Below are 24047 nucleotides of genomic sequence, written 5' to 3'. Positions count from 1 at the left end.
GCCCGCTCCCACACTGGTTTTGCGGCGCTTTATAGGTCGGGTGTATTCAACCCTTGCCCTTGGTGCGCGTCATATTCGGCCCACCATTCTTCTCCAGATGCTGAATGATGATCCCCGCCACGTCCTTGCCGGTGGTGGTTTCAATTCCTTCCAGACCTGGTGAGGAGTTCACCTCCATCACCAGCGGCCCGTGGTTGGAACGCAAGATATCCACGCCCGCCACACTCAACCCCATGACCTTGGCCGCCCGCAGGGCCGTCATGCGTTCTTCCGGGGTGATCTTGATCAGGCTGGCGCTGCCGCCACGGTGCAGGTTGGAGCGAAACTCACCCGGCTTGGCCTGGCGCTTCATCGCTGCAATCACCTTGTCGCCCACCACGAAGCAGCGGATATCTGCACCGCCGGCTTCCTTGATGTACTCCTGCACCATGATGTTCTGCTTGAGGCCCATGAACGCCTCGATCACTGACTCGGCCGCTGTCGCGGTTTCACACAGCACCACGCCGATGCCCTGGGTGCCTTCCAGCACCTTGATCACCAGCGGCGCGCCATTGACCATGTCGATCAGGTCGGGAATGTCATCCGGGGAGTGCGCAAACCCGGTCACCGGCAAACCAATGCCACGGCGCGACAGCAGCTGCAGCGAGCGCAGCTTGTCCCGCGAACGGGCGATGGCCACGGATTCATTCAGGGGGAACACCCCCATCATTTCAAACTGGCGCAGTACTGCGCAGCCATAGAACGTCACCGAAGCACCGATACGCGGGATCACCGCATCGAAGCCTTCCAGCGGTTTGCCCCGGTAGTGGATCTGCGGCTTATGACTGGCAATGTTCATATAGGCGCGCAACGTATCGATCACAACCATCTCATGGCCACGTTCGGTGCCGGCCTCGACCAGACGACGGGTGGAATACAGACGCGGGTTACGCGACAGCACAGCGATCTTCATGCAACACCTGTGGCAGAGGTAGTAGAGACCGGGAACACCGGCTTGTCTTGAACGTATTTGAGGCCGGGGTTGACCACCAGTTGGCCGTCAATCAGCGCCTTGGAACCCAGCAACAGGCGATACCGCATCGCTTTGCGGCAGGCGAGGGTGAATTCTACCCGCCATACCCGATCGCCCAGGGCCAGGGTGGTGCTGATCACGTATCGCACCTGGGCTTGGCCGTTGGAGCTTTTAATGGTTTTCATCGCCACCAGCGGCGCTTCACAGCGCCGGTGACGCAACTGCACCACGCTGCCCAGGTGCGCGGTAAAGCGTACCCACTTTGCACCGTCGCGCTCAAACGGCTCGATTTCGGTGGCATGCAGGCTTGAGGTACTGGCGCCGGTGTCGATCTTGGCGCGCAGGCCAGCCACTCCCAGGTCGGGAAGTGCCACCCACTCACGCAGACCCACAACGGTCAAATGGTCAAATGTCTTCAATATGAATAACCAGCAATTAATTCGCCCAGGCGTCGGGTGATACCTCGGCCAGGGCTTTGAATGAAGGCTTGGCGAACCAGTAGCCTTGCATCAGGAATATTCCGCAGTCGGCGAGAAAGTCCCGCTCACCGGCACTTTCGATGCCCTCGGCGATGACAGTAACGCCCAACTGCTCACAGATTGTGACAATCCCCCGGACGATCACCTGACGGACACGATCACTGTCGACATCGCGGATCAGTGCCATGTCGAGTTTGATCAAGTCGGGTTGGAAATCAGCCAGCAGATTCAGCCCCGAATACCCCGCACCGAAATCGTCGATGGCGGTCTTGAAGCCGAATTCGCGGTATTCACGCAGAATATTCGTCAAATGGCGATAGTTATCTACGTGCTCGCTTTCCAGTGTTTCAAAAATCAGCCGATCCAGCGGAAAATTATGCTCACGGGCCGCTTCCAGCGTGCTGCGAATGCACAGTTCTGGCCGGTAGACCGCGTTGGGCATGAAGTTGATTGAAAGGTAGGTCTGCATGCCCAGTGTCGAGGCAGTGGCGATCGCCTTGGTGCGGCATTGCTGGTCGAAACGGTAGCGATTGCTGTCGCTGACCTGATCCAGCACCGACAGCGCCCCCTCGCCATTGACGCCCCGCACCAAGGCTTCATGGGCAAAGATCGACTGGTCCCGCAGGTCCACGATAGGCTGATACGCAAAGGCAAACTCAAAGCCCAGCGGTTCACTTTGCTGGCAACCCGCGCAGCCATGTTTGGGTGAGGTGAGTGAAACAGGAAAGTCGGTCACACGTTAACCTCGCGAAAACAGGATGCTACCTGGCGTATCTTAGGTGAGCTCAAGGGTTTATGCGTTGAAGGGCTTCAACGGTAAAGTTGCGACATTTTTCAGAGCGAGGAATTCAAGTGGCTCAGAAGCAGGAAGAGGAAGAAAAAGTCCGTTTGGACAAGTGGTTGTGGGCGGCACGGTTCTTCAAGACTCGCGCCTTGGCCAAGGCGGCGATCGAGAGTGGCAAGGTGCATTGGCGCGGTGAGCGTTGCAAGCCCGGCAAGGAGCCGCGCATTGGCGATGAGTTCCAGATTCGTGCCGGTTTTGATGAGCGAACCGTCGTGGTCCAGGCGCTTTCAATTGTGCGAAAAGGCGCTCCCGAGGCGCAGGCGTTGTATACCGAAACCGAAGCCAGCATCGCCAAGCGCGAAAACGCGGCGGCCATGCGCAAGGCTGGCTCCTTGGGCATGACCACCGACGGCAAGCCGAGCAAGAAACAGCGGCGCGACCTGTTCAAGTTTCGCGGCAGTGGCAATGATGATTAACCGGAAAACCGCAGGAGCCAGGCGGCTCCTGCAACTTCAACTCAAACGCTGCGGATAACGCTCAAGCGATTGACCAACGGTACCCGCTGAAACCAATCCAGCAGCGGCGTCGTCACCCGCACCAATCCACCGGAAAACCTCGCCGCAAACGGCGTGTAGTAACCCCAACCCAACGCCAACAGCGCCAGCAACACCCCGCCGATGTAATCGTCCTGCCCCCAATGCGCGCCGGCCACCAGCCGAGGCATCATGAACAGCAGCGCCAGCTCCCAAATCACCACAATCTGGCTGATCCGTTTGGCAAACACCGTCATAAACATCCCCCAGATCAACAACACCGACGCGTGATCCCCCGGGAAACTCTGGCTGGAGCGGTCCTTCAATTCCCACGTCTTCTCAAGGCCCGGGAAATAGTCGCTCATCTGAATCGCCCCGCTGATCACCATCGACGGGCTATGGTGTTGCCAGCCCATCTGGGCCGCGAGCTTGGAAAACAGCATGCGGATAAACAGCAACAGCAGCAGAATGCCCAGGAATCCGAAAAACGCCTGGCGCACCTGAATCGCCTTGAACACCCAGTCGCCGCGGATCAACAGTGCGAGCAGAATCACCCCGACCACCGCGTCAAACGGTCGCAAACTGGCTACCGCCCACACATGCAGCCACGCCGAGCTGCTTGCCAAGGGGTCGTTAAGCAGATGAAACAGCCACTCGTCGAAAACCACACAGAGCGCCTGGCCCGCTGGCCAGAGCCAAAAACACAGCAGCCCCACAGCGAATAAATTGCACAGGGCCAATCGCCCGAGGTTCCACTTGGCTTGGAACAAACCCGGATTGTTCATAAACTGTTTCCTCTTTGCTTTAAAGCGCTTCGTTTTTCCGTAGAAGGCCGCACCAAAACGGTGCTAAAGCGTGTAATTCTATAAACGTTGTCATCTTTTTGTCATCAATTCAGATACCCAGACCTATGACTGATCTACCGGATACCGACTTCACCCAACGCTTCATCTTCGACGACAGCGACGCCCGCGGCGAACTGGTCGCCCTGGAGCGCAGCTACGCCGAAGTCCTTGCCAAGCACCCCTATCCGGAGCCGGTTGCGCAATTGCTCGGCGAATTGATGGCGGCTGCCTCGCTGCTGGTAGGCACCCTTAAATTCGATGGTTTGCTGATCCTGCAGGCCCGTTCCGAAGGCCCGATCCCGCTGTTGATGATCGAATGCTCCAGCGCCCGCGAAATCCGTGGCCTGGCCCGCTACGACGCCGATCGGATCGCCGCCGATGCAACACTGGCCGACCTGATGCCTGACGGCGTACTGGCGCTGACCGTCGACCCGACTGTCGGCCAGCGTTATCAGGGCATTGTCGACCTCGACGGCGAAACCCTGTCTGACTGCTTCACCAACTATTTCGTGATGTCCCAGCAAGTGGGCACCCGCTTCTGGCTCAACGCCGATGGCAAGCGCGCCCGTGGCCTGTTGCTGCAACAACTGCCGGCCGACCGCATCAAGGATGAAGAAGATCGCGCCGAAAGCTGGGCACACATCACCGCCCTGGCCGGCACGTTGAAAACCGAAGAACTGCTGGGCCTGGACAACGAAACCATCCTGCACCGCCTCTACCACGAAGAAGCCGTACGCCTGTTCGACGTGCAATCGTTGCGTTTCCACTGCAGCTGCTCCCGCGAGCGCTCGGCCACTGCCCTGGTCAGCCTGGGCCTGGAAGATGCGCAGGATCTGGTGGTGGAACACGGTGGCAACATCGAGATCGACTGCCAGTTCTGCAACCAGCGCTACCTGTTCGACGCCGCCGATATCGCTCAATTATTCGCCGGCGCCGGCGTAGACACCCCTTCAGGCACCCGCCACTAAAACGTTTAAGCGCAGGTAAATCACCTGACAAACGCCGGATTTCCGCCGTTCTGACCGGAGGGCCCTACTCTTTTTGGGCTTTTCTGGCATAATCCGGCCCACTTTTTTCGCGGTAGTAGTGCGCAACTTTCTACTACAAAACGTTTGGAGCACTCGGCCATAGGCCGACGGGGAACCTCATGACGCAAGCCAATAACGCCGTATACACTGACCTGAGTGTTGACGATCTGGTCAAAGAAGCCCTGCAGCGCGGTGAAGGCGTGCTTGCCGATACTGGCGCGCTGGTCGTAGAAACCGGTCATCGTACCGGCCGTTCTCCGGTCGACCGCTTCATCGTTGAAGAGCCTTCCACCCAGGCTGCCATTGCCTGGGGCCCGATCAACCGCAAGTTCCCGGCCGACAAGTTCGATGCCCTGTGGGCTCGCGTCGAGGCATTCAACAACGCGCAAGAGCATTTCGTTTCCCACGTTCACGTAGGGGCTGCAGAAGACCACTACCTGGCCGTGAAAATGACCACCCAGACTGCCTGGCAGAACCTGTTCGGTCGTTGCCTGTTCATCAACCCGGCCCAGTACAACCCGGCCGGTCGTGAAGAGTGGCAAGTGCTCAACGTGGCCAACTTCGAATGCGTGCCAGAGCGTGACGGCACCAACTCCGACGGTTGCGTGATCCTCAACTTCGCCCAGAAAAAAGTGTTGATCGCCGGCATGCGTTACGCCGGTGAGATGAAAAAAGCCATGTTCTCGGTGCAGAACTTCCTGCTGCCAGCCTCCGATGTACTGCCGATGCACTGCGCAGCCAACATCGGCGAAGCAGGCGACGTGACCTTGTTCTTCGGCCTGTCCGGCACGGGTAAAACCACCCTGTCCGCCGACGAAAGCCGTTACCTGATTGGTGACGACGAACACGGCTGGGGCGAAGGTGTTGTGTTCAACATCGAAGGCGGTTGCTATGCCAAGTGCATCGACCTGTCCGAGAAGAACGAGCCGGTTATCTGGAAAGCCATCAAGCACGGCGCCGTGCTGGAAAACGTCGTGATCGACGACGCCAAGCACGCTGACTACGCTGACGTCAGCCTGACCCAGAACAGCCGCGCCGCCTACCCGCTGGAACACGTTGCCAAGCGCTCCGAGCAAAACCTCGGTGGCGAGCCAAACGCTGTGATCTTCCTGACCTGCGACCTGACCGGCGTACTGCCGCCAGTCTCGATCCTCAGCGAAGAACAAGCGGCCTACCACTTCCTGTCCGGCTACACCGCACTGGTGGGCTCGACCGAAATGGGCTCGGGCTCCGGCATCAAGTCGACCTTCTCCACCTGCTTCGGCGCACCGTTCTTCCCGCGCCCGGCCGGCGAATACGCAGAGCTGCTGATCAAGCGCATCCGCGGCTTCGGCTCCAAGGTCTACCTGGTCAACACCGGCTGGACCGGCGGTGGCTACGGCGTTGGCAAGCGCTTCAACATCCCGACTACCCGTGGCGTGATTGCAGCAATCCAGAGCGGTGCGTTGATCGGTGCCGAGACCGAACACCTCGACACCATCAATCTGGACGTGCCGTTGGCTGTGCCGGGTGTTGATACCGGCCTGTTGAACCCACGTAACACCTGGGCTGACAAAGCTGCTTATGATGAAGCGGCGAAGGCGCTGGCGGGTCTGTTCATTGAGAACTTCAAGAAGTTTGAAGTGAGCGATGCGATCAAGGCTGCGGGTCCGAAGTTGTAAGATTCGGCCGTTGTGAAAAGGCCGCCCTTTGTGGGCGGCTTTTTTGTGGGCGAGGGATTAGTCGACGAGGTGCAAAACCACGGCTCCGACCAACACCAGCACAACACCGGTAACTTGCACTGCCGACAGTCGTTCCTTGAAAAATACAAACCCCAGAATCGCGGCGATCCCGCCGGACAAGGTACTGATCACGGTCACTACCGAAACCGACCCAGCCATTGCGCCCCACGAGAACGCCGAAAACCCGCCGAGGTTCATCAGGCTCGCGCCGGTCAGCGTTGCGCAGTTTTTCAGCGGTGGGATTTTCAGGCCGTCTTTGACTTTAAGCACCATCAGCACCAGTACACACAAACCGACTAGATAACCAAGCCAAAGCATCGTGACCGGGCCGAGTGTCGGCAGCGTGTAGCGGCCTTGCATCCAGAAGCTGGTGCCGTAAAGAAGTGCCGCGAGCATCGCGTAGGCGATCGAGCGAGTGGAGCTGTTGTGAGGGACCCCGTTGTCCTTGTGGATGCTGGAGAGGATCACCCCGACCACGCACAAGGCGATGCAGCCGAGTTGGATCAGGCTGATGTGTTCGCCGCTGGCCCATGACAGCAAAGTAGTCACCACGCCGTAGGACGTCACCAGAGGCGCGACGATGGCCGCTTTCCCAAGGGCGAAGGCCTTGGACAGTGCGAGGGCGCCGGAGACGGTCAGCAGGGCTGCTGCGGCGCCCAGGAGCCAGACACTCAAGGGTGCTGCTAGGGATTTGACGAGGAAGGCCGGGAATATGACCAGCAGCAGGGTCATGATCAGGAAGCCCAGGGCCTGGCCGAAGTACACCGCGCGTTTGACGCCGACGGCTCGGGCGTTGAGGCCCACGAGGAAGTCCGTGCCACCCCAAAGCAGGGCGGCCAGCAGGCCCATTAGTACGTCCATGTAAGGTCCTTAGTTGTAGGGGCGAGCTTGCTCGCGAAGGTCGTTAACGATAACGCGGGCTTCCAGGTTTGATGCGGCGCTCTCAGATTTTTCGCGAGCAAGCTCGCTCCTACAGGTTTTCCAGGGTTTGCGTGTCCCAGCGTTGGGCCTTGATAGCCAGGTAAAGCATGCCGATGGTCAGCGGAAGTTTGTCGCCGCGGCCTTTGGCTCTGTGCTTCAGGAAGACGTCGAATACGGGAGGTTGGAAGTAACGATAAGCGTCGTAGTCGTTCAAGTCGACGGCGAATTCTTGTTCCAGCGCTTCCATCAATTGATTGGCCGCGGCGCCGTCGCAGCCCAGGTCGAGGTTGATGGCGGTTTTAAGGTGTAGCGTCTTATGTTCAGGCAAGCCAATTTCTTCATGCAGCAGTTGCAGGAGCTGCTGCATGGCAAGGTCTTCGGGAAAGTTGGGGGCCAGGTTCATGGTGGTTACGCGAGAGTTGGTGGAGGCGACTGACTTTATCGATGGTGCCGCGATCCTTCAAACGAAACTGGGCAAATTTGGGAGCCGGGCTTGCCCGCGATGGCGGTGTGTCAGCGGCAGCAGTGCTGTCTGACACACCGTTATCGCAGGCAAGCCAGCTCCACATTCGTTCAGATCGTTCCCGCGCGTAGGGAGCGATCAGGGACTAGCGCGGTGTACTGATACACCGCTCAAAAATCGCCTCCAATCCCCGATAATCACACGCCACCGCATCGATATTCGCCGGTATCCACGCCGCGTTCTTCACCAGCCACCAATTCACTGAAAACCCGGCATTGACGATGATTTGTTCGAACAGAATCCGCTGCGCCCGGCCGTTCCCTTCGCGAAACGGGTGGATCACGTTGAGGTCGCCATAAGCTTCGGCGATTTGCGTCACCAACTCGGCCTGCGTCACCCCGACAAACCAGTTAGCCTGCGCCATGTGGTGGATGATCTTGGCCGCCTCGGGGGGAATACGCTCCGGCGTGCAGAACAGCGTGTCGCCTTTCTGGATGTTGACTGTACGCAGTTCCCCGGCCCATTCGTAGATGTCCCCGAACAGGGTGCGGTGGATGTGTTGCAGGCGTTCAAGGTCGTAGGGCGGGGGATACAGCGGAAGGCTGCCTACGGCAATTTCAGACAGTTCCCGCTCGGCCTGGTGCAGGCGTTCTTCGTCGAACAAATCGAGGCGGTTGCGCAGGACGCTGCTACCGGGGTAGCAGTACGGGTCCTGGCCCACGCCATATTTGTCGAGCATCAGCGTGGGGTGTTGCGGTACTTGGCGAGGACGGCTTCGCGGGTCGGCAGGGGTTTGTCGACATCGGCGGGCTGGGTGTCGAACCCTTCCAGGCGCAGGCTGGCCAGGTAGTTGGAACGGCGGATCTTGTCGTAGTGATCCTGCTTTTGCTCAAACGTCAGTTCGCTCATTACAGCGTCCTCTTATGGCAAGCGTTGATTGTAGCGCAATGAGTTTCGAGATGCGTCCTGCTTAAGGTTGGAACGTTTCCTACTGGTACCTACTCCATTGCCCAGGCTGTGTATCATCCTGTCTCTTTTTTCCTTGCGACCTTTCTCGATTCGCTGAGTGCGCTGGTCTATGTTTTGGGCTCGTTCAGCGGTCAATGGAGTGACAGCTTATGCACAACACCCTCCAACAGGTCTTTGGTTATCCACAGTTTCGTTTGGGCCAGGAGGCGGCGATCAGTGCCGTGCTGGCCGGCCGTTCGGCGGCGGCGATTTTCCCCACCGGTTCCGGCAAGTCCTTGTGCTATCAACTTTCCGCCGTCTTGCTCCCGCACCTGACGCTGGTGGTGTCGCCGCTGTTGGCGTTGATGCAGGACCAGTTGGGTTTCTTGCAGCGCCACGGCATTTGCGCAGGCAGTATCGATTCGTCCCAGAGCCGCGATGACGCCAATGACGTCATGGCCCGTGCGCGTTCGGGCGAGCTGAAAATCCTGATGGTTTCCGTAGAGCGTCTGAAGAACGAGCGGTTCCGCAACTTCCTGCAAAGCGTGCCGATCTCGCTGCTGGTGGTGGACGAAGCCCACTGTATTTCCGAGTGGGGCCATAACTTCCGGCCGGACTACTTGAAGCTGCCGGACTACCAGCGCGAGTTCCGGATCCCCCAGGCGCTGCTGTTGACAGCCACGGCGACGCCCAAGGTGATCGCTGACATGCAGGCCAAGTTCGCCATTGCACCGGACGATGTGATCACCACCGGCTTCTACCGCTCCAACCTCAACCTGCTGGTGGAGCCGGTCAGCGGCCAGGACAAGCGCCGACGCCTGGTGGAATGGATGAAGGAGCGGGCCAATCAGCCGAGCATCGTCTACGTCACCCTGCAGAAAACCGCTGAACACATTGCCGAGCATTTGAATCGCAACGGTATCCAGGCCGAGGCTTATCACGCGGGCTTGGCCCACGATAAACGCGAGGGCATTCAGAAGCGGTTCATGGGCGGCCAATCCAATTGCATCGTCGCTACCATCGCCTTCGGCATGGGCATCGACAAGAGCGATATCCCTAACGTCGTGCATTTCGACCTGCCCAAATCCATCGAGAACTACAGCCAGGAGATCGGCCGTGCCGGGCGTGACGGGCAGCCATCTGACTGTCTGGTTTTGGCCAACCGCGACAGCCTGAATATCCTGGAAAACTTTGTGTACGGCGACACGCCGGAACAGGAAGGTATTCGCCGCGTCCTGGAAGAAATACAGGCCGCTCGTGGTGATGGGCAATGGGAGTTTCTACTCCGCTCACTTTCGGACCTCAGCAACATCCGCGAGCTACCGCTCAAGACGTTGCTGGTGCAGCTTGAACTCAAAGGTGTGATCGCGCCGCGCTATGCGTTTTATGCCGAATACCGCTTCAAGTATCTGATTGAACCTGAAGCACTACTGGCGCGCTTTTCCGGTGAGCGGCAGCAGTTTGTCGCGGCGATCATCCAGGTCTGTAAAAGGGCAAAAACCTGGGCGACGGTGGATTTCGACGCGCTGTATCAACAGCATCAGGCCGAGCGCAATCGTGTGGTGAAGGCCCTGGATTATTTCCAGGAGCAGGGCCTGATCGAGATGGAAAGCAAGCAGATGACCGAGGTCTACGCCCTGCTGAATACCGACTTTGATCCACAGGTACTGAGCACGGAGTTATACACAGGCTTCAAGCAGCATGAGGTGACGGAAGTGGCGCGGATTCACGCCATGCTGGATCTGTTCGCGACGGAGGAGTGCCTGGGTTACCGCCTGGCGCATTACTTCGGGGATGAAAACGCGCCCCGGCAGTGCGGGCACTGCTCGGTGTGCCACGGCAACGTCGCCCACTTGCCGGCGCCGCCGAGCTTGCCGCCGCTTGTGGATAAAAACTTCCTGGCACTGTGCGGTGAATTTATCCACAGGCATCATGAATACAACGGACACCTGCCGGGTGCTGAGCGTTTGACGCGGTTTCTGGGCGGGATCAGCGTGCCTTTGTTTACCAAATTGAAGGCGAAAGGGATTCCAGGTTTTGCTGTGCTGGAGGAGTATCCCTACGCTGAGGTGCGTGAGTGGGCAGAGGCGGGTTTGGAAGCGCTCTGATTTCCGGGCCTGGGGTCGTGATTTCCCACCCATTGGCAGACGCCGCCGACAGCTAGGCTTTGCCCGCAGGTGAGAAGGTTTGATGCTCCACTTCTTCTGCAAAGGAACTGCCCATGACTATTGGTTTTTCTCGTGGTGTTGTCCACGGAGCCGTACTGTTCGTCGGGATGCTGGTCGCCCAAAGTACGATGGCGTCCGTCACACCGTTGAGCGTCAATGACTGTCGGCGAATGCAGCTTCGCAACACCATCACCACCTCCAACCCGCTGCCCTGTGCACGCCTCGCACGAGTCACGTTCAGCTATGTGGACTTTGACGGAGTGCTGCATAACAACGGGCAACTTGTGGTGCTGGATGTCATCGCCCCCCATGTGGAGGAGATCTTCAATCAGTTGCTGCAGCGCCGGTTTCCGGTGAACCAGGCGGTCACACTGGAAACCTATCGAGGCAATGACAAGGTGTCGATGGCCCGCAACAATACCAGTGGTTTTAACGGGCGGCAGATCAGTGGGGCTTTGGGGTGGTCGCTGCATGCCTACGGTGCTGCAATTGATCTAAACCCGCTGCAAAACCCGTTTGTGCTATTCCGGCGTAGCCCGGGAGGTGAATTCACCGGGCAGGCCACCGTTGAGCCCAAGGCGAGTACTGTGACTGCCGTTAACCGCCTGGATGCTCGCCCTGGCAAGCCTGCGCGTCCTGGCCGGGCAGAGGAGGTGATTGACCTGTTTGCCGAGCACGGCTTTTTGACATGGGGCGGCTATTGGGATTTTCCACTGGACTACCAGCACTTCCAGATTGGCCGGCGTTCGTTCGTGGAGTACCTGGCACGGGTCACGCCGCAGCAGGCCAGTGCTGCAATCGAGGCGTATATCGCTGCTTACCGCCAGTGCCTGCAGCATTCGGTTGAGACGGATCAAGCTCTCAAGCGTATGGGGTGTGTCCACGAAACGGTTGAGCAAAGCCCAACCTAGGCTTGCGGGTAGGGCTTGAACCCAGTATCAAGATAGCCTCTTCTTACCCGGGCATTATCGATGACCAATGCCATCCCACTGCGCGCCGATTACCGCCACTTCCAGCCAATCATCACGCGCTGGCACGACAACGACGTTTATGGCCATGTGAATAACGTCACCTACTACAGCTTTTTCGACACGGCGGTGAATACCTACCTGATCGAGCAGGGCGGGTTGGATATTCATGACGGTGAGGTGGTGGGATTTGTGGTGAGTTCGGCGTGCGACTACTTCGCCTCGATTGCCTTTCCGGACCGCATCGAGATTGGCCTGCGGGTGGGCAAGTTGGGCAACAGTTCAGTGCAGTATGAGCTGGCGGTGTTCAAGGCCGGGGAGGATGAGGCCTGTGCGGCGGGGAGGTTTGTGCATGTGTTTGTAGATCGGGCGTCGAACCAGCCGGTGACGATTCCGCCAGCGCTGCGAGAGGCCTTGCAGCGCTTGGTGGCCTAAATGCTATCTGCGAAACAATGAAGATCAAATGTGGGAGCGGGCTTGCTCGCGAAGGCGGTGAATCAGCCAATACATCCAGCGACTGATCCACCGCCTTCGCGAGCAAGCCCGCTCCCACATTAAATCCGCTGTGTTCTTTCGATATGCGTATTACCGGTGGTGGCGATAGTGATGCTTGTTCTTGCGATGCCCATACGCATGACCGCGCCCGCGATGATCATCGCGGTCATAACGGCGGTTATCACGCCCACGGTAACGACGATCATCGTCATCGCTCTTGTTGCCCATGTAGTTGCCCAGCGCGCCACCAGCGCCACCGCCGGCTGCTGCGCCGATCAGGCTGCCGGTGCTGCCGCCGACACTGCGACCCACCACGTTGCCGCCGGCTGCGCCCAATGCGCCGCCAATGGCAGCTTCGCCGCGGCTACGCTTGTCTGCGCCGACCGCACTGCCGCCTGCGCCGCCGAGGGCCGCACCGATGGCTGAACCGGTGTTACCGCCCAACTGCTGACCTACGACTGAACCTAGAACCCCGCCCAATGCGCCGCCCACACCGGCTTCGGTGGTGCCACCGGCCATGGCTGCGCCACTGACCAGGCCAAGGGACAACAAGAGAATCGAGGAGAACTTCATAGAGGAACCTCAAGAGGATGACGGCGCGATCCTGAGGTTGTATCGAGACGGTGACAATCGAAACCCGACCAGTGGTATGGGTTGTATACAATTCTCTAAGTTGCTGTTTTTTATACGGAACTTAAGTTGTTTTTGTGAGTCTTTACTTACTTCGGAACGGCCGCTTTTATGCAAAAGCGGCCTTTTTTGTGCCCGTAAAAAAGCTCAGGTGCTGTCTGTGGCGAGGGAGCTTGCTCCCGTTGGGCTGCGCAGCGGCCCCAAAATTTCTACGGGCGCTACGCACCCGAACGGGAGCAAGCTCCCTCGCCACAATATGGTGTCGCTTAGGCCGACTTCGCCATGATCAGTCCGGTCGCGCTCGCCGCTTCCAGCCGAATCGCTACAAACTTCGACGTTGGCGTATGGCTGCCATCCCCCGTGCTCTCCAGCGGTACCAGTGGGTTCACCTCCGGGTAATAAGCCGCCGCCTGCCCCGCCGGAATATCAAACGCCAGCAGGGTAAAGCTCTTCACGCGGCGCTCACGCCCGTCATCCCAGATCGACACGATGTCGGCCTTCTGCCCTGGCTTGAAGCCCAGGCGGATGATGTCGGCTTCGTTGACGAACAACACATCCCGCTGACCCTTGACCCCACGATAGCGGTCGTCCAGGCCATAAATCGTGGTGTTGTACTGATCGTGAGAGCGCATCGACTGCATGATCAGGTCCGGCAATTGCCCGGTGTTGCGAGTGCGTTCGTGCACCAGGTCCTTGGGCAGGATGTTCGGGCGGAAGTTGGCGCGGCCCGAAGGGGTGTTCCAGCGACGGGCGCCGGCCGAGTTGCCCAGGTAGAAACCACCCGGGTTTTTCAGGCGTTCGTTGAAGTCCTTGAAGCCGGGAATGGTGTCGGCAATCAGGTCGCGAATGCGGTCGTAATCGGCCACCAGCCAGTTCCAGTCCACCGGCTTGCTGCCCAATGTAGCGGCAGCAATGCCCGCCAGAATCGCAGGCTCGGATTTCATCTGTTTCGACAATGGCTGCAGCTGGCCATTGGAGGCGTGGACCATGCTGAACGAGTCTTCCACGGTCACGGCTTGCGGGCCTTCGGCCTGGATGTCGATGTCGGTGCGGCCCAGGCATGGCAGGATCAGTGCGTCCTTGCCGTGCATCAGGTGGCTGCGGTTGAGCTTGGTGCTGATCTGCACGGTCAGGTCGCAATTGCGCAGGGCTTCAAAGGTGCGCGGGCTGTCCGGCGTGGCTTGGGCGAAGTTGCCACCCAGACCGATAAATATCTTGGAGCGGCCTTCGAGCATGGCGTGAATTGCTTCCACCACGTTGTGGCCGTTGTCGCGCGGCACCTGGAACTGGAAACGACGCTCCAGGGAGTCAAGGAACGCCACCGGTGGCCGTTCGTTGATGCCCATGGTGCGGTCGCCCTGCACGTTGCTGTGGCCGCGCACCGGGCACAGGCCGGCGCCTGGGCGGCCAATGTTGCCGCGCAGCAGCATCAGGTTGGCGATTTCCTGGATGGTCGGCACCGAGTGGCGATGTTGGGTGATGCCCATCGCCCAGCACATGATCACGTTCTTGCCTTTGGCATACATGCGCGCGGCTTGCTCGATCTCCACCAGGGTCAGGCCAGACTGCTCGACGATTTCATCCCATGAGGTGTCGTCGATCTTGCCCAGGTAATCCAGCACGTTCGCGGTGTGTTCGTTGAGGAAGTCGTGGTCGAACACGGCCTCTTTGCCTTCGGCCTGAGCCTGGCGTTCCCACAGCAGCAAGAATTTGGCCATGCCGCGCAGGATGGCCATGTCGCCACCCAGCGCCGGGCGGAAGTAGGCGGTGTTGGTCGGCTTGTCACCGTTTGTGAGCATTTCCAGCGGGTGTTGCGGGTGCTGGAAGCGTTCCAGGCCACGCTCCTTCAGCGGGTTGATGCACACCACCTGAGCGCCGCGTTTGACCGCTTCGCGCAGTGGCTCCAGCATCCGAGGGTGGTTGGTGCCGGGGTTCTGGCCCCAGACGAAAATTGCGTCCGCATGTTCGAAGTCATCGAAGGTCACGGTGCCTTTGCCCACGCCCACACTTTGCGCCAGGGCGACGCCGCTGGCTTCGTGACACATGTTCGAGCAGTCCGGGAAATTGTTGGTGCCGTAGGCGCGCACGAACAGTTGATACAGGTAAGCCGCTTCGTTGCTGGCCCGGCCCGAGGTATAGAACTCGGCCATGTCCGGGTTTGGCAGCGCATTGAGGTGCTTGCCGATCAAGTCGAAAGCCGATTCCCAGCTGATGGGCTTGTAGCGATCGGTTTCGGCGTCGTAGCTCATTGGCTCGGTCAGACGGCCCTGATACTCCAGCCAGTAGTCGCTCTGCTCCAGCAGCGCGCTGACGCTGTGCTTGGCGAAGAATGCGGCATCGACCCGGCGCTTGGTGGCTTCCCAGTTGACCGCCTTGGCGCCGTTCTCGCAGAACTTGACCATGCCGCTTTCCGGCGAATCACCCCAGGCGCAGCCCGGGCAGTCGAAACCGCCGTTCTGGTTGGTCTTGAGCATCATGCGGATGTTTTTCAGCGCGTTGTCGCTGGTCAGCCAGGCTTGCGCCACGCTGATCAGTGCGCCCCAGCCACCGGCCGGGCCTTTGTAGGGCTTGTAGCGCGGGGTAGGTTTGTCGTCGGCTTGATGATGAGTGCTCACGCTTGATTCTCCATCGCAGGGCTATAGACCCGCGGCGCACTTTTCTGCGGCAGGTGGATGAGATTGAGGTTGTGCCGACGGGCCCATTGCAGGGCCAGGCCGGTGGGCGACGAAAGGCTGACCAGGGTCTGGATGCCTGCGCGCAATACTTTCTGGATCAGTTCGAGGCTGCAGCGACTGGTGACAATCGCCAGGCCGCCGTCGGTCGGAATCTTTTGGCGGATCAGCGCGCCGATCAGCTTGTCGAGAGCGTTATGCCGGCCGATGTCTTCACGGCCCAGCAGCAATTCGCCCTGATTGTTCATGAACACTGCCGCATGCACCGCGCCGCTGTACTGGCCCAGCGGTTGGAACGCGCTGATGCGCTGGCGCAGACCGTCCAGCCAGTCGGCAGGTGGCAAAGGCGCGCCGGGCAGCACTTTGAGGTTGGGCAGCGCCTGTTCCACCGCTTCCACGCCGCACAGTCCACAGCCGCTGGTACCCGCCAGTTGCCGGCGCTGCTGCTTCATATTCCAGAAAGCGCGGCTGGAAATCTGCACCTGAGCGTATTGGGTCGAACCCGAGCCGCTGATTTTCAGGTCATAAATGTCGCTAACGTCTTCGATAATGCCGCTACCGATACTGAAGCCGACGATAAAGTCTTCAAGGTCGGTTGGCGTCACCAGCATCACTGCCTGGCTGATGTCGTTATAGGCAATCGCCAACGCAACTTCCTCGGCGAGCGCGGTGCTGGCCGATTCGGTGTGTTCGAGATTACAAAACTGATAACTCTGGCTGGCGGCGGGCGCGGGCGTTTCGAGGGCGGGCGCCGCGCAGACTGGGCGCTGGGCGTTCATTGGGCATTACCACCGGAAGTATTCAGCTGTAAGACTAGGCGCGACAAAGGGTCGCGTCTAATCGTCAGTACTGATCTACCGATAGATGACGTCGATCAAGGTTCCAGCAGCGATTTCTGGTACAGCGCAAAACAGGCTTCTGCCAGCGCCGAACGCGGCGCACTGCGGCGCATGATCAGCCCCAGGCGGGCCAGTGTGTGAGCGTCTTCAATGGGTTGCAGGCGCAAGTGCTCGGTGAGGGCGTCGAGGCCGCCGTCCAGTGGCATTACCGCGCAGCACAGGCCGCCGTGCACGGCTTGTAACAATTGATGGACGGCATCTGTCTGCAACAGCGGCTGTGGGTTGAGGCCGCGGCTGTGGAAGTTGTGGTCGATGGACTGGCGAAAGTGCATGCCGCTGGTGAGCATGCCCAAGGGCAGTTCGATCAGCGCTTCCCAGCTCAGGGGCTTGTCGCCGAAGCTGAAAAACCGTTGGTCGTACAGCAGGCCCATGCGGGTTTCACCCAAGGCCAGGGAGTCGAAGCGCTCGGCGTCCAGGCGCTCCAGGTACGACACGCCGAGGTCCAGACGGTTGCTCGCCAGCTGTTCAAGAATTTGTTCGGAGCTCAGCGCTGACAACTCAAAGCGCAGGCTCGGGTGTTCCTTATGCAGCTTCTGCATCAACGCCAGCGGATCGAAACTCGACAACGGCACCACGCCCAGGCGCAACGTGCCCACCAGATTGCCGCGACACGCCGCCGCCTCGGCCTGCAAACCGTCATACGCGGCCAGCACCGTGCGTGCCCAGGCCAGCACGCGTTCGCCGGGGGCGGTAAAGCCTTCGAAACGCTGGCCGCGATTGACCAGCGGCAGCTGTAGCTCTTCTTCCAGGCTGCGCAGGCGCATCGACAGGGTCGGCTGGGTGATGTGGCAGCGCGCCGCCGCCTGGCCAAAGTGACGGGTTTCGTCGAGGGCGATGAGGAATTTCAGCTGTTTGATGTCCATCTTCGCTCCGGGCTTATTCCAATGCGGTGGGATTCTAGCGTGTTTGAGTCGTTGGTCAGGCTGGAACCCAATTCTGTAGGACTGGTCTAGTCTTTGGCATCTGGAAATTAAATCCCAAGGAGAGCGCACCATGAGTATTTTTAGCTTTGTTAAGGAAGCAGGCGAGAAGTTGATTGATCTGTTGACGCCGGGTAATGCCAACGCGAGCGAGCAGTTAAAAGATCACGTGGCCAAGGTCGGGTTGGGTAACCCCAATGTGCAAACCACCGTCGACGGTGACAAGGTGACCGTGACAGGTGAAGTCGCCAGCCAGGAAGAGAAAGAGAAAATACTGCTGGCGCTGGGCAATATTGCCGGCGTTGCCAGTGTTGATGACCAGATCACCGTTTCCGGTCCTGCTGTCGCGGCGGCCCGCTTTGTCGTGGTGAAAAAGGGCGACACCCTGAGCGCTATTTCGCTGGCGGTCTATGGCAACGCCAACCAGTACAACAAAATCTTCGAGGCCAACAAGCCGCTGCTGTCCCATCCGGACAAAATCTACCCAGGGCAGACGCTGCGTATTCCTGTGTAAGCGGTACCCATGTAGGAGCGAGCTTGCTCGCGAAGGTCGTCAACGATAACGCGGGAAGCCTGACACCCCGCGTCGTTCTCGGGTTCTTCGCGAGCAAGCTCGCTCCTACAGTTACAGCCCAACAATCAATTCCCGGTAATCCCCAACCGCCGCAAACTCCGCCGTGTCCTTAGGCCCCTTCCGGCTGTCCGGTTCCTTCACGGCCAGCAAGTGCCCCACGCCAAAATCCCGGGCACTGCGCAGGATCGGCAAGGTGTCGTCGATAAACAGGCTGCGGGCCGGGTCGAAGGCGATGTCGGCGTGCAGGGCGTCCCAGAACTGTGGGTTTTCCTTGGCGAAACCATAGTCGTGTGAACTGATCAGTCGCTCGAAATAAGGCGCCAACTCGATGCGTTCCAGCTTCAACGACAGCGAATCCCGATGGGCGTTGGTGATCAGGATCACCCGCTTGCCGGCCTGTTTGATCGCGGCCAGGAAAGTATCGGCATCCGGGCGCAAGGCGATCAGGTGCGCGGTTTCCAGCTTGAGTTCGCGCACCGGGATCTTGAGTTCTGCGCTCCAGAAATCCAGGCAATACCATTGCAACTGTCCGGCGTTACGCTCGAACAATGGTTGCAACTCCATCTCGGCCATCGCCCGGCTCACACCATGCAACTCGGCATAGCGCTGGGGCAGGTGCTCCATCCAGAAATGGTTGTCGAAGTGCAGGTCGAGCAAGGTGCCGTCCATGTCCAGCAGGACGGTGTCGATGGCGTGCCAGGGCAGTGGAGGCATAAAGAACACTCATGTAAGAAAAGATATCCGACACAGACAATCGGAAAAGCCACGGTATAGTAACCCGATCACGCCAAGGAGCCGCTCATGCGCCAGAAACCCACCGTCCTCGCCCGCGAAATAGTCGCCAGTAGCCGTTTGTTCCGCGTGGAGGAAGTGCAATTGCGCTTTTCCAATGGCGTGGAGCGGACCTACGAGCGCTTGGTGGGCAGAGGGGCCGGTTATGGCGCGGTCATGATCGTGGCGATGATCGACTCGGACCACGCGCTGTTGATCGAGGAATATTGCGGCGGCACCGATGAGTATGAACTGTCGTTGCCCAAGGGCTTGATTGAGCCGGGCGAGGATGTGTTGGCAGCAGCAGACCGCGAGCTCAAGGAAGAAGCCGGTTTTGGTGCCCACCAGTTGGAGCACATCACCGAGCTTTCGCTGTCTCCCGGCTACATGAGCCAGAAAATCCAGGTGGTGCTGGCCACCGAGCTGTATGAAGAACGCCTGGAAGGCGACGAGCCGGAGCCGATGCGCGTCGACCGGGTCAACCTGCGGGAGCTCTCGCAGTTAGCGCAGAACGAGCAGTTCAGCGAGGGCCGCGCCTTGGCGGCGCTGTATCTGGTGCGCGACCTGTTGACTCAACGTGGAGCGTTCCAGCCATGAGCGAACTTTTCCTGGGTCACCCGTTTATTGCCCCCGTGATTGAATTGGCCCGCCAGGCCGGCGAGGTGATCATGCCGTATTGGCGCGCCGATGTGGCCGTCACTACCAAGACCGATGATTCGCCGGTGACGGCCGCCGACCTGGCGGCTCATCATCTGATCCTCGCCGGGCTGACTGCGCTGGACCCGAGCATTCCGGTGCTCTCGGAGGAAGACGCGGATATCGACCAGAGCGTACGCGCCGGTTGGCAGCGCTGGTGGCTGGTAGACCCGCTGGATGGCACCAAGGAATTCATCTCTGGCAGCGAGGAGTTCACCGTCAACATCGCGCTGATCGAAAAGGGTCGCGTGGTGTTTGGTGTGGTGTCGATGCCTACCAGCGGTCGGTGCTACTTCGGTGGTGCCGGGCTGGGTGCCTGGCGTTCCGATGTGAGTGCTGCGCCCAAGCAAATCCAGGTGCGCCAGACACCGGCGACGGGTGAAGCGTTTACCGTGGTTGCCAGTCGTCGCCATACGAGCCCTGAACAGGACCGCTTGCTCGCAGGCTTGAGCGCCGGATTGGGTGAGTTGAAGCTGGCGAATATCGGCAGTTCGCTGAAGTTTTGCCTGTTGGCCGAAGGCAGCGCAGATTGCTACCCGCGTCTGGCGCCGACCTCGCAGTGGGACACCGCTGCGGCACAGGGCGTACTGGAAGGGGCGGGTGGTGAGGTGCTGGAATTGAATGGGCAGCCGTTCAGCTATCCTGCGCGGGAGTCGCTATTGAACCCGTTCTTTTTGGCATTGCCGGCTAAAGCGGAGTGGCGTGAGCGGTTGCTGACCCTGGCCCGGTCTTAAACACAACATCGATCAAAAATGTGGGAGCGGGCTTGCTCGCGAAAGCGGTCTTTCAGTGCCAGATGCATCAACTGACAGATTGCATTCGCGAGCAAGCCCGCTCCCACAGTTGTTATGTGTGCAGGACGTACTGGCCGGTAAAGGCTACGGCCCGCTCTTCACTGCCCTCATTGACGATCCACGTCTCCAGCGCCAAGCGCGCCCGGCCATAACGCTTGTAGGTCGCTAAAAATCGTTTCCACACCTTCTCATCAGGTGCCTGGCAAATCGCCGTGGCATCCGTGGTCACCGGCAGCGGATAACTGATCTGTCCTTCCTGAATCACGATATGCCCGTCTTCGATCCCTTCCTCACGCAATTGCAAATGCAGCCAACCCCAACCCGCAAGCACGGCGCCGCAATAAAGGCTGCCACCAAACATGGTGCTCTTGTGGTTGATGTTGGCGTCCAGCGGCAAGCGCAGTTGCAGTTGCCGGTCCTGCCAGTCGATAACCTTGAGGCCCATTTCCCGGGTCAGGGGAATGTCGTGGTGAAGGATCGATTCCAGGTAACGGCTATCGCGACTCATGGTGGCCTCGTGGCAGGTGGAAAAGGGTCATTCGTCGTCAGCGTGGCTGTTGCCACTGTCGGCGAAATTCAGCCCGTGCTTGCGCAGTTTGTCGTGCAGGGTTTTACGCGGCACGCCCAGGGCCTCGGCGAGGCTGCGCATGGAGTTGTGGGTGCGTGCCAGTTCGGCGGCGATCAGGCTTTTTTCAAACTGCTCGACCTGTTCACTCAAGCCGCCGGGTGTGCTGGTCAGTACGCCGGCAGAAGGGCTGTCCGGGGTGTTGTCCAGCGCCAGTTCAAGGCCCAGGGCAAAACGCTCGGCGGCGTTTTGCAGCTCGCGCACATTGCCCGGCCAGCTGTGACGCAACAGCAATGCGCGTTGCCCCGGTTGCAGCTCCTTCATCGGTAGCCCGTGGCGGGTGCTGGCTTCGTCGGCAAAGTGCTGGAACAGCATCAACGCATCCTCACCCCGTTCGCGCAGCGGCGGAATGCGCAGGGGTGCGACGTTCAGGCGGTAATACAAGTCGGCGCGGAAGCGGCCCTGGTCGGCGGACTGGCGCAGGTCTTCCTTGGTGGCGGCGATGATGCGGATATCCAGCGGGATCAGCTGATTACCCCCCAGCCGCTCCACCACACGCTCCTGCAACAGCCGTAGCAGCTTGACCTGCACATCCAGGCTCATGCTTTCGATTTCGTCGAGAAATAGCGTGCCGCCGTTGGCAAATTCGAACTTGCCGATGCGCCGTTTCTGGGCGCCGGTGAAGGCGCCTGGCTCATGTCCGAACAGCTCGCTTTCCACCACTGACTCGGCCAAGGCGCCGGCGTTGATTGCCACAAACGGGCCGGTGCGGCGGTTCGACAGGTCGTGCAGCGCACGCGCCACCACTTCCTTGCCGGCGCCGGTCTCGCCGAGGATCAGCACGTCAGCCTTGGTCGCCGCCAGTGCGCCAATCTGCTCGCGCAGGCGCAGCATTTGCGGGGAGTGCCCCACCAGGCGTGTGCTCAATTGCTGACGGTCACTCAGGGCCAGGCGCAGGCTGCGGTTGTCCAGTACCAGGCGGCGCAAGGCCAGGGCACGGCGCACGCTGTCGAGCAGGGCGTCGCTGGCGAAGGGTTTTTCCAGGAAATCGTAGGCGCCGGTGCGCATGGCTTGCACCGCCAGTGGCACGTCGCCGTGGCCGGTGATCAGCAGCACCGGCAGTTCCGGGTCCTGGGCGTGGAGCTCCCTCAACAGTTCCAGGCCGTCCATGCCGGGCATGCGGATGTCGCTCACCACAACCCCCGGCCAGTCCCGGGAAAGGCGCGCGGTCAGGCCCTGGGCTTCGCCGAGGGTCAGGACTTTCAGCCCGGCCAGGTCCAGGGTCTGGCACAGGGCCTGACGCAGGTGTGGATCATCGTCGATCAACACCACCTGAATCTGGTTATCGATACTCATACACTGCGGTCCTCGGACGGTTGCAGACTGACACCCGGTGCTCCGGCGCGCAGTTTCAAGGTTAACAGCGCGCCACCTTCCTTGTGGTTGGCGAACAACAGTTCACCGCCAAAGGCGCGCATCAGGGTGTCGCAGATCGCCAGGCCCAACCCCAGGCCCTGGGTGCGGGTCTTGGTGGTGTAGAAGGGCTCGCTGGCGCGGCCCAGGGCTTCCATGCAGAAGCCCGGACCGTTGTCGCGAATGTACAGGTTGACGCCCTGTTCGGTGGTTTGGGCACTCAACCAGAGTTTGCGCGGCGGGCCTTTTTCGGTCAGGGCGTCCAAGGCGTTGGCCAGCAGGTTGCCCAATACCTGGCGCAGGCGGGTTTCGCCGGCGGCGACCCACAAGGTGGCTTCGGGCAAATCGCGGATCAACTCGACTTCCATGGACCGCCTGCGCTTGGCCAGCAGCGCCAGCGCATCATCCAGGGCCGGTTGCAGGGCCACGCTTTCCGGCGCATGTCGGTCGCGCCGGGCGAAGGCGCGCAAGTGGGCGATGATCGAGGCCATGCGCCCGGTCAACTCGCTGATCAGCTTGAGGTTGCCGCGGGCGTCGTCGGTGCGTTGGTGGTCCAGCAGGATCTCGGCGTTTTCCGCGTAGCTGCGAATCGCCGCCAGCGGTTGGTTGAGCTCGTGGCTGATGCTTGCCGACATGGTGCCCAGCGCGGAAAGCTTGCCCGCCTGCACCAGGTCATCCTGAGCCCGCACCAATTCCTGCTGTGCGTGCTCGCGCTCCAGCACTTCCTGCTTCAGGCGTCGGTTGAGGCCTTCCAGGTCGCTGGTTCGCTCGATCACGCGCATCTCCAGCTCGCGGCGAGCCTTGGCTTCGAAGGCGATGCGTTCCAGGTAGTGACGACGGCGCTGCATCATCAGGCCGAGCAGCAGCATCAGCACCAGCAACGTTGCGCCACCCACAGCGACTACGGTACGCACCGGGCGGCTGATCAAGGTACGGGGCGCGAGAATCTCGACTTTCCAGCCAGTTTCGGCGATGTCCGTGGATTGGCGCACCCACGCCGTAGGGCTTAGGCTTAGCGGCTGCGGGTCCCGGGTCGGGTAGGGCTGGATGGCAATGATGGCCTGGCGTTCTTCGTCAGTCAGCGGCCGGGTGGCACGGAATCGCCATTGCGGGCGCGAGGTGAGGATCACCACGCCGTTGTGGTCGGTCACCAGCAGTTGTTCCGGCGTGTTGCCCCACAAGCTTTCGGTGTGGTCCAGGTCGACCTTTACCACCAGCACGCCGATGATCCTGTCGCCATCGCGCACGGCAGCGGCGAAAAAGTAGCCGCGCTTGGCCGAGGTGGTGCCCAGGCCGAAAAAGCGCCCCAGGCGCCCGGCCATGGCTTCGCTGAAATACGGGCGGAAGGAAAAATTACGCCCGACGAAGCTGTCCTGCTTGTCCCAGTTGGACGCGGCGAGGGTTTTGCCGGTGGTGTCCATCAGGTACATCACTTCCACCCCGGCCTGAGCGGCGACGTCCTTGAGCAGGTGGTTGGCGTTGACCAGGTTGGTGCTGACCTGGGGTGCGTCGATGGCGGTACGCAGGGCCGGCAGGTCGCCGAGAATTTGTGGCAACACTTCGTAGCGGTGCAGGGTGCCCAGCAGGTTGGCGACGTACAGGTCCAGCGTCTGACGGTTCTGACCGGCCAGTTCGCTGCGGTAATAGCGCTCGGCCAAGTGCTCCAGCGGCCACAACAATGGTGCCAGGCACAGCGCCAGCAACGCCAGGCTGCGCCAGCGGGGTCTTCGCGGAAGGGGTGGAGTCAT

At 60.2% G+C, this 24047-nt stretch carries 25 protein-coding genes and 1 pseudogene; 10 read left to right on the top strand and 16 right to left on the bottom strand.

Annotated features, from left to right (window positions below):
- Nucleotides 1-46 precede the first annotated feature (46 nt).
- Genes rimK through rimA form a run of 3 tightly spaced genes read right to left on the bottom strand, consistent with a single transcriptional unit; the run spans nucleotide 47 to nucleotide 2227 of the window.
- Nucleotides 47-952: a 30S ribosomal protein S6--L-glutamate ligase gene (gene rimK / locus SNL23_RS25135; RefSeq protein ID WP_010214091.1), complete on the bottom strand. Its 906-nt coding sequence runs from the start codon at nucleotides 950-952 to the stop codon at nucleotides 47-49.
- Complete coding sequence (gene rimB, locus SNL23_RS25130) at nucleotides 949-1431, bottom strand: retropepsin-like aspartic endopeptidase RimB (RefSeq protein WP_026078048.1); 483 nt, start codon at nucleotides 1429-1431, stop codon at nucleotides 949-951. The genes rimK and rimB overlap by 4 nt, the downstream gene beginning before the upstream one ends.
- Nucleotides 1432-1447: 16 nt before the next feature.
- Entirely contained in the window at nucleotides 1448-2227 is a 780-nt protein-coding gene (gene rimA / locus SNL23_RS25125; protein WP_318303939.1) for a S6 modification regulatory phosphodiesterase RimA, read from the bottom strand.
- A 116-nt stretch (nucleotides 2228-2343) separates the two neighbouring features.
- Here rimA and SNL23_RS25120 point away from each other — a divergent pair, with 116 nt between their 5' ends.
- Nucleotides 2344-2751, top strand: a complete 408-nt coding sequence (locus tag SNL23_RS25120) for an RNA-binding S4 domain-containing protein (RefSeq protein WP_017478112.1) — start codon at nucleotides 2344-2346, stop codon at nucleotides 2749-2751.
- A 41-nt stretch (nucleotides 2752-2792) separates the two neighbouring features.
- Here SNL23_RS25120 and SNL23_RS25115 read toward each other — a convergent pair whose 3' ends face one another.
- Nucleotides 2793-3593, bottom strand: coding sequence for a phosphatase PAP2 family protein (locus SNL23_RS25115; protein ID WP_318303938.1), 801 nt, complete (start codon nucleotides 3591-3593; stop codon nucleotides 2793-2795).
- A gap of 125 nt (nucleotides 3594-3718) precedes the next feature.
- Here SNL23_RS25115 and hslO point away from each other — a divergent pair, with 125 nt between their 5' ends.
- On the top strand, nucleotides 3719-4621 hold the full coding sequence (hslO, locus tag SNL23_RS25110) for an Hsp33 family molecular chaperone HslO (protein WP_076018182.1): 903 nt from the start codon (nucleotides 3719-3721) through the stop codon (nucleotides 4619-4621).
- Between the two features lie 179 nt (nucleotides 4622-4800).
- Complete coding sequence (locus SNL23_RS25105) at nucleotides 4801-6342, top strand: phosphoenolpyruvate carboxykinase (RefSeq protein ID WP_076018181.1); 1542 nt, start codon at nucleotides 4801-4803, stop codon at nucleotides 6340-6342.
- A 57-nt stretch (nucleotides 6343-6399) separates the two neighbouring features.
- Here the strand turns inward: SNL23_RS25105 and SNL23_RS25100 are convergent, their stop codons facing one another.
- From SNL23_RS25100 to SNL23_RS25085, 4 genes are all read right to left on the bottom strand, one after another.
- Nucleotides 6400-7251, bottom strand: a complete 852-nt coding sequence (locus SNL23_RS25100) for a DMT family transporter (RefSeq protein ID WP_076018180.1) — start codon at nucleotides 7249-7251, stop codon at nucleotides 6400-6402.
- 121 nt (nucleotides 7252-7372) lie between these two features.
- Complete coding sequence (locus tag SNL23_RS25095) at nucleotides 7373-7726, bottom strand: DUF1493 family protein (protein ID WP_318303936.1); 354 nt, start codon at nucleotides 7724-7726, stop codon at nucleotides 7373-7375.
- A gap of 205 nt (nucleotides 7727-7931) precedes the next feature.
- Nucleotides 7932-8525 (bottom strand): putative adenosine monophosphate-protein transferase Fic, encoded by a 594-nt coding sequence (locus SNL23_RS25090; protein ID WP_076018178.1) that lies wholly within the window; start codon nucleotides 8523-8525, stop codon nucleotides 7932-7934.
- Entirely contained in the window at nucleotides 8525-8695 is a 171-nt protein-coding gene (locus SNL23_RS25085) for a YhfG family protein (protein ID WP_076018177.1), read from the bottom strand. Before SNL23_RS25085 ends, SNL23_RS25090 begins: the two co-directional genes overlap by 1 nt.
- A gap of 209 nt (nucleotides 8696-8904) precedes the next feature.
- On the opposite strand from SNL23_RS25085, the gene SNL23_RS25080 reads away from it, so the two are divergent.
- The 3 genes from SNL23_RS25080 to SNL23_RS25070 all read left to right on the top strand — a co-directional run bounded on the left by SNL23_RS25080 (nucleotide 8905) and on the right by SNL23_RS25070 (nucleotide 12305).
- Nucleotides 8905-10842 (top strand): RecQ family ATP-dependent DNA helicase, encoded by a 1938-nt coding sequence (locus SNL23_RS25080; RefSeq protein WP_318303934.1) that lies wholly within the window; start codon nucleotides 8905-8907, stop codon nucleotides 10840-10842.
- A gap of 113 nt (nucleotides 10843-10955) precedes the next feature.
- Nucleotides 10956-11813: a M15 family metallopeptidase gene (locus tag SNL23_RS25075; protein WP_167663026.1), complete on the top strand. Its 858-nt coding sequence runs from the start codon at nucleotides 10956-10958 to the stop codon at nucleotides 11811-11813.
- Nucleotides 11814-11873: 60 nt separating this feature from the next.
- On the top strand, nucleotides 11874-12305 hold the full coding sequence (locus tag SNL23_RS25070) for an acyl-CoA thioesterase (RefSeq protein ID WP_318303933.1): 432 nt from the start codon (nucleotides 11874-11876) through the stop codon (nucleotides 12303-12305).
- 150 nt (nucleotides 12306-12455) lie between these two features.
- Here SNL23_RS25070 and SNL23_RS25065 read toward each other — a convergent pair whose 3' ends face one another.
- The 4 genes from SNL23_RS25065 to SNL23_RS25050 form a co-directional block, all read right to left on the bottom strand.
- Nucleotides 12456-12938: a glycine zipper domain-containing protein gene (locus SNL23_RS25065; RefSeq protein WP_008435777.1), complete on the bottom strand. Its 483-nt coding sequence runs from the start codon at nucleotides 12936-12938 to the stop codon at nucleotides 12456-12458.
- Nucleotides 12939-13261: 323 nt separating this feature from the next.
- Entirely contained in the window at nucleotides 13262-15610 is a 2349-nt protein-coding gene (locus SNL23_RS25060) for an FdhF/YdeP family oxidoreductase (protein WP_318303932.1), read from the bottom strand.
- Complete coding sequence (gene fdhD, locus SNL23_RS25055; RefSeq protein ID WP_076018171.1) at nucleotides 15607-16446, bottom strand: formate dehydrogenase accessory sulfurtransferase FdhD; 840 nt, start codon at nucleotides 16444-16446, stop codon at nucleotides 15607-15609. Before fdhD ends, SNL23_RS25060 begins: the two co-directional genes overlap by 4 nt.
- A gap of 95 nt (nucleotides 16447-16541) precedes the next feature.
- On the bottom strand, nucleotides 16542-17429 hold the full coding sequence (locus SNL23_RS25050; RefSeq protein WP_017478126.1) for a LysR family transcriptional regulator: 888 nt from the start codon (nucleotides 17427-17429) through the stop codon (nucleotides 16542-16544).
- 130 nt (nucleotides 17430-17559) lie between these two features.
- On the opposite strand from SNL23_RS25050, the gene lysM reads away from it, so the two are divergent.
- Both lysM and SNL23_RS25040 read left to right on the top strand, forming a co-directional pair.
- Nucleotides 17560-18000, top strand: a complete 441-nt coding sequence (gene lysM, locus SNL23_RS25045; RefSeq protein ID WP_167663023.1) for a peptidoglycan-binding protein LysM — start codon at nucleotides 17560-17562, stop codon at nucleotides 17998-18000.
- Nucleotides 18001-18023: 23 nt separating this feature from the next.
- Nucleotides 18024-18113, top strand: a pseudogene (locus SNL23_RS25040) (outer membrane lipoprotein carrier protein LolA); the annotation flags it as partial.
- On the opposite strand, the gene yrfG reads toward SNL23_RS25040, so the two are convergent.
- Nucleotides 18112-18774, bottom strand: a complete 663-nt coding sequence (gene yrfG, locus SNL23_RS25035; RefSeq protein WP_010168969.1) for a GMP/IMP nucleotidase — start codon at nucleotides 18772-18774, stop codon at nucleotides 18112-18114. The pseudogene SNL23_RS25040 and the gene yrfG sit on opposite strands and share 2 nt — an antisense overlap.
- An 87-nt stretch (nucleotides 18775-18861) precedes the next feature.
- On the opposite strand from yrfG, the gene nudE reads away from it, so the two are divergent.
- Entirely contained in the window at nucleotides 18862-19428 is a 567-nt protein-coding gene (gene nudE, locus SNL23_RS25030; protein WP_076018169.1) for an ADP compounds hydrolase NudE, read from the top strand.
- A complete protein-coding gene (cysQ, locus tag SNL23_RS25025) occupies nucleotides 19425-20261 on the top strand; it encodes a 3'(2'),5'-bisphosphate nucleotidase CysQ (RefSeq protein ID WP_076018168.1) in 837 nt (278 codons plus the stop codon). The genes nudE and cysQ overlap by 4 nt, the downstream gene beginning before the upstream one ends.
- Before the next feature lie 112 nt (nucleotides 20262-20373).
- Here the strand turns inward: cysQ and SNL23_RS25020 are convergent, their stop codons facing one another.
- From SNL23_RS25020 to SNL23_RS25010, 3 genes are read right to left on the bottom strand one after another with little or no spacing between them, the layout of a single operon-like run.
- A complete protein-coding gene (locus SNL23_RS25020; protein ID WP_318303931.1) occupies nucleotides 20374-20829 on the bottom strand; it encodes a YiiD C-terminal domain-containing protein in 456 nt (151 codons plus the stop codon).
- Nucleotides 20830-20856: 27 nt separating this feature from the next.
- Nucleotides 20857-22242: a sigma-54-dependent transcriptional regulator gene (locus SNL23_RS25015; protein ID WP_076018166.1), complete on the bottom strand. Its 1386-nt coding sequence runs from the start codon at nucleotides 22240-22242 to the stop codon at nucleotides 20857-20859.
- Nucleotides 22239-24047, bottom strand: coding sequence for a sensor histidine kinase (locus SNL23_RS25010; RefSeq protein WP_076018165.1), 1809 nt, complete (start codon nucleotides 24045-24047; stop codon nucleotides 22239-22241). Before SNL23_RS25010 ends, SNL23_RS25015 begins: the two co-directional genes overlap by 4 nt.

Origin of the sequence: Pseudomonas sp. SED1 (assembly GCF_034044025.1) — a bacterium.
In the GTDB taxonomy this organism is placed as follows: domain Bacteria; phylum Pseudomonadota; class Gammaproteobacteria; order Pseudomonadales; family Pseudomonadaceae; genus Aquipseudomonas.
Note: the sequence above shows the minus strand (reverse complement) of the source record. Positions and strands in the feature narration are given on the sequence as shown.

Bases quoted from the DNA above. Each gene is read 5' to 3' on its own strand.
- rimK (WP_010214091.1), bottom strand. From the start codon at position 952: ATGAAGATCGCTGTGCTGTCGCGTAACCCGCGTCTGTATTCCACCCGT.
- SNL23_RS25115 (WP_318303938.1), bottom strand. From the start codon at position 3,593: ATGAACAATCCGGGTTTGTTCCAAGCCAAGTGGAACCTCGGGCGATTG.
- hslO (WP_076018182.1), top strand. From the start codon at position 3,719: ATGACTGATCTACCGGATACCGACTTCACCCAACGCTTCATCTTCGAC.
- SNL23_RS25105 (WP_076018181.1), top strand. From the start codon at position 4,801: ATGACGCAAGCCAATAACGCCGTATACACTGACCTGAGTGTTGACGAT.
- SNL23_RS25100 (WP_076018180.1), bottom strand. From the start codon at position 7,251: ATGGGCCTGCTGGCCGCCCTGCTTTGGGGTGGCACGGACTTCCTCGTG.
- SNL23_RS25095 (WP_318303936.1), bottom strand. From the start codon at position 7,726: ATGAACCTGGCCCCCAACTTTCCCGAAGACCTTGCCATGCAGCAGCTC.
- SNL23_RS25090 (WP_076018178.1), bottom strand. From the start codon at position 8,525: ATGCTCGACAAATATGGCGTGGGCCAGGACCCGTACTGCTACCCCGGT.
- SNL23_RS25085 (WP_076018177.1), bottom strand. From the start codon at position 8,695: ATGAGCGAACTGACGTTTGAGCAAAAGCAGGATCACTACGACAAGATC.
- SNL23_RS25080 (WP_318303934.1), top strand. From the start codon at position 8,905: ATGCACAACACCCTCCAACAGGTCTTTGGTTATCCACAGTTTCGTTTG.
- SNL23_RS25075 (WP_167663026.1), top strand. From the start codon at position 10,956: ATGACTATTGGTTTTTCTCGTGGTGTTGTCCACGGAGCCGTACTGTTC.
- SNL23_RS25070 (WP_318303933.1), top strand. From the start codon at position 11,874: ATGACCAATGCCATCCCACTGCGCGCCGATTACCGCCACTTCCAGCCA.
- SNL23_RS25065 (WP_008435777.1), bottom strand. From the start codon at position 12,938: ATGAAGTTCTCCTCGATTCTCTTGTTGTCCCTTGGCCTGGTCAGTGGC.
- fdhD (WP_076018171.1), bottom strand. From the start codon at position 16,446: ATGAACGCCCAGCGCCCAGTCTGCGCGGCGCCCGCCCTCGAAACGCCC.
- SNL23_RS25050 (WP_017478126.1), bottom strand. From the start codon at position 17,429: ATGGACATCAAACAGCTGAAATTCCTCATCGCCCTCGACGAAACCCGT.
- lysM (WP_167663023.1), top strand. From the start codon at position 17,560: ATGAGTATTTTTAGCTTTGTTAAGGAAGCAGGCGAGAAGTTGATTGAT.
- yrfG (WP_010168969.1), bottom strand. From the start codon at position 18,774: ATGCCTCCACTGCCCTGGCACGCCATCGACACCGTCCTGCTGGACATG.
- nudE (WP_076018169.1), top strand. From the start codon at position 18,862: ATGCGCCAGAAACCCACCGTCCTCGCCCGCGAAATAGTCGCCAGTAGC.
- cysQ (WP_076018168.1), top strand. From the start codon at position 19,425: ATGAGCGAACTTTTCCTGGGTCACCCGTTTATTGCCCCCGTGATTGAA.
- SNL23_RS25020 (WP_318303931.1), bottom strand. From the start codon at position 20,829: ATGAGTCGCGATAGCCGTTACCTGGAATCGATCCTTCACCACGACATT.
- SNL23_RS25015 (WP_076018166.1), bottom strand. From the start codon at position 22,242: ATGAGTATCGATAACCAGATTCAGGTGGTGTTGATCGACGATGATCCA.
- SNL23_RS25010 (WP_076018165.1), bottom strand. From the start codon at position 24,047: ATGACTCCACCCCTTCCGCGAAGACCCCGCTGGCGCAGCCTGGCGTTG.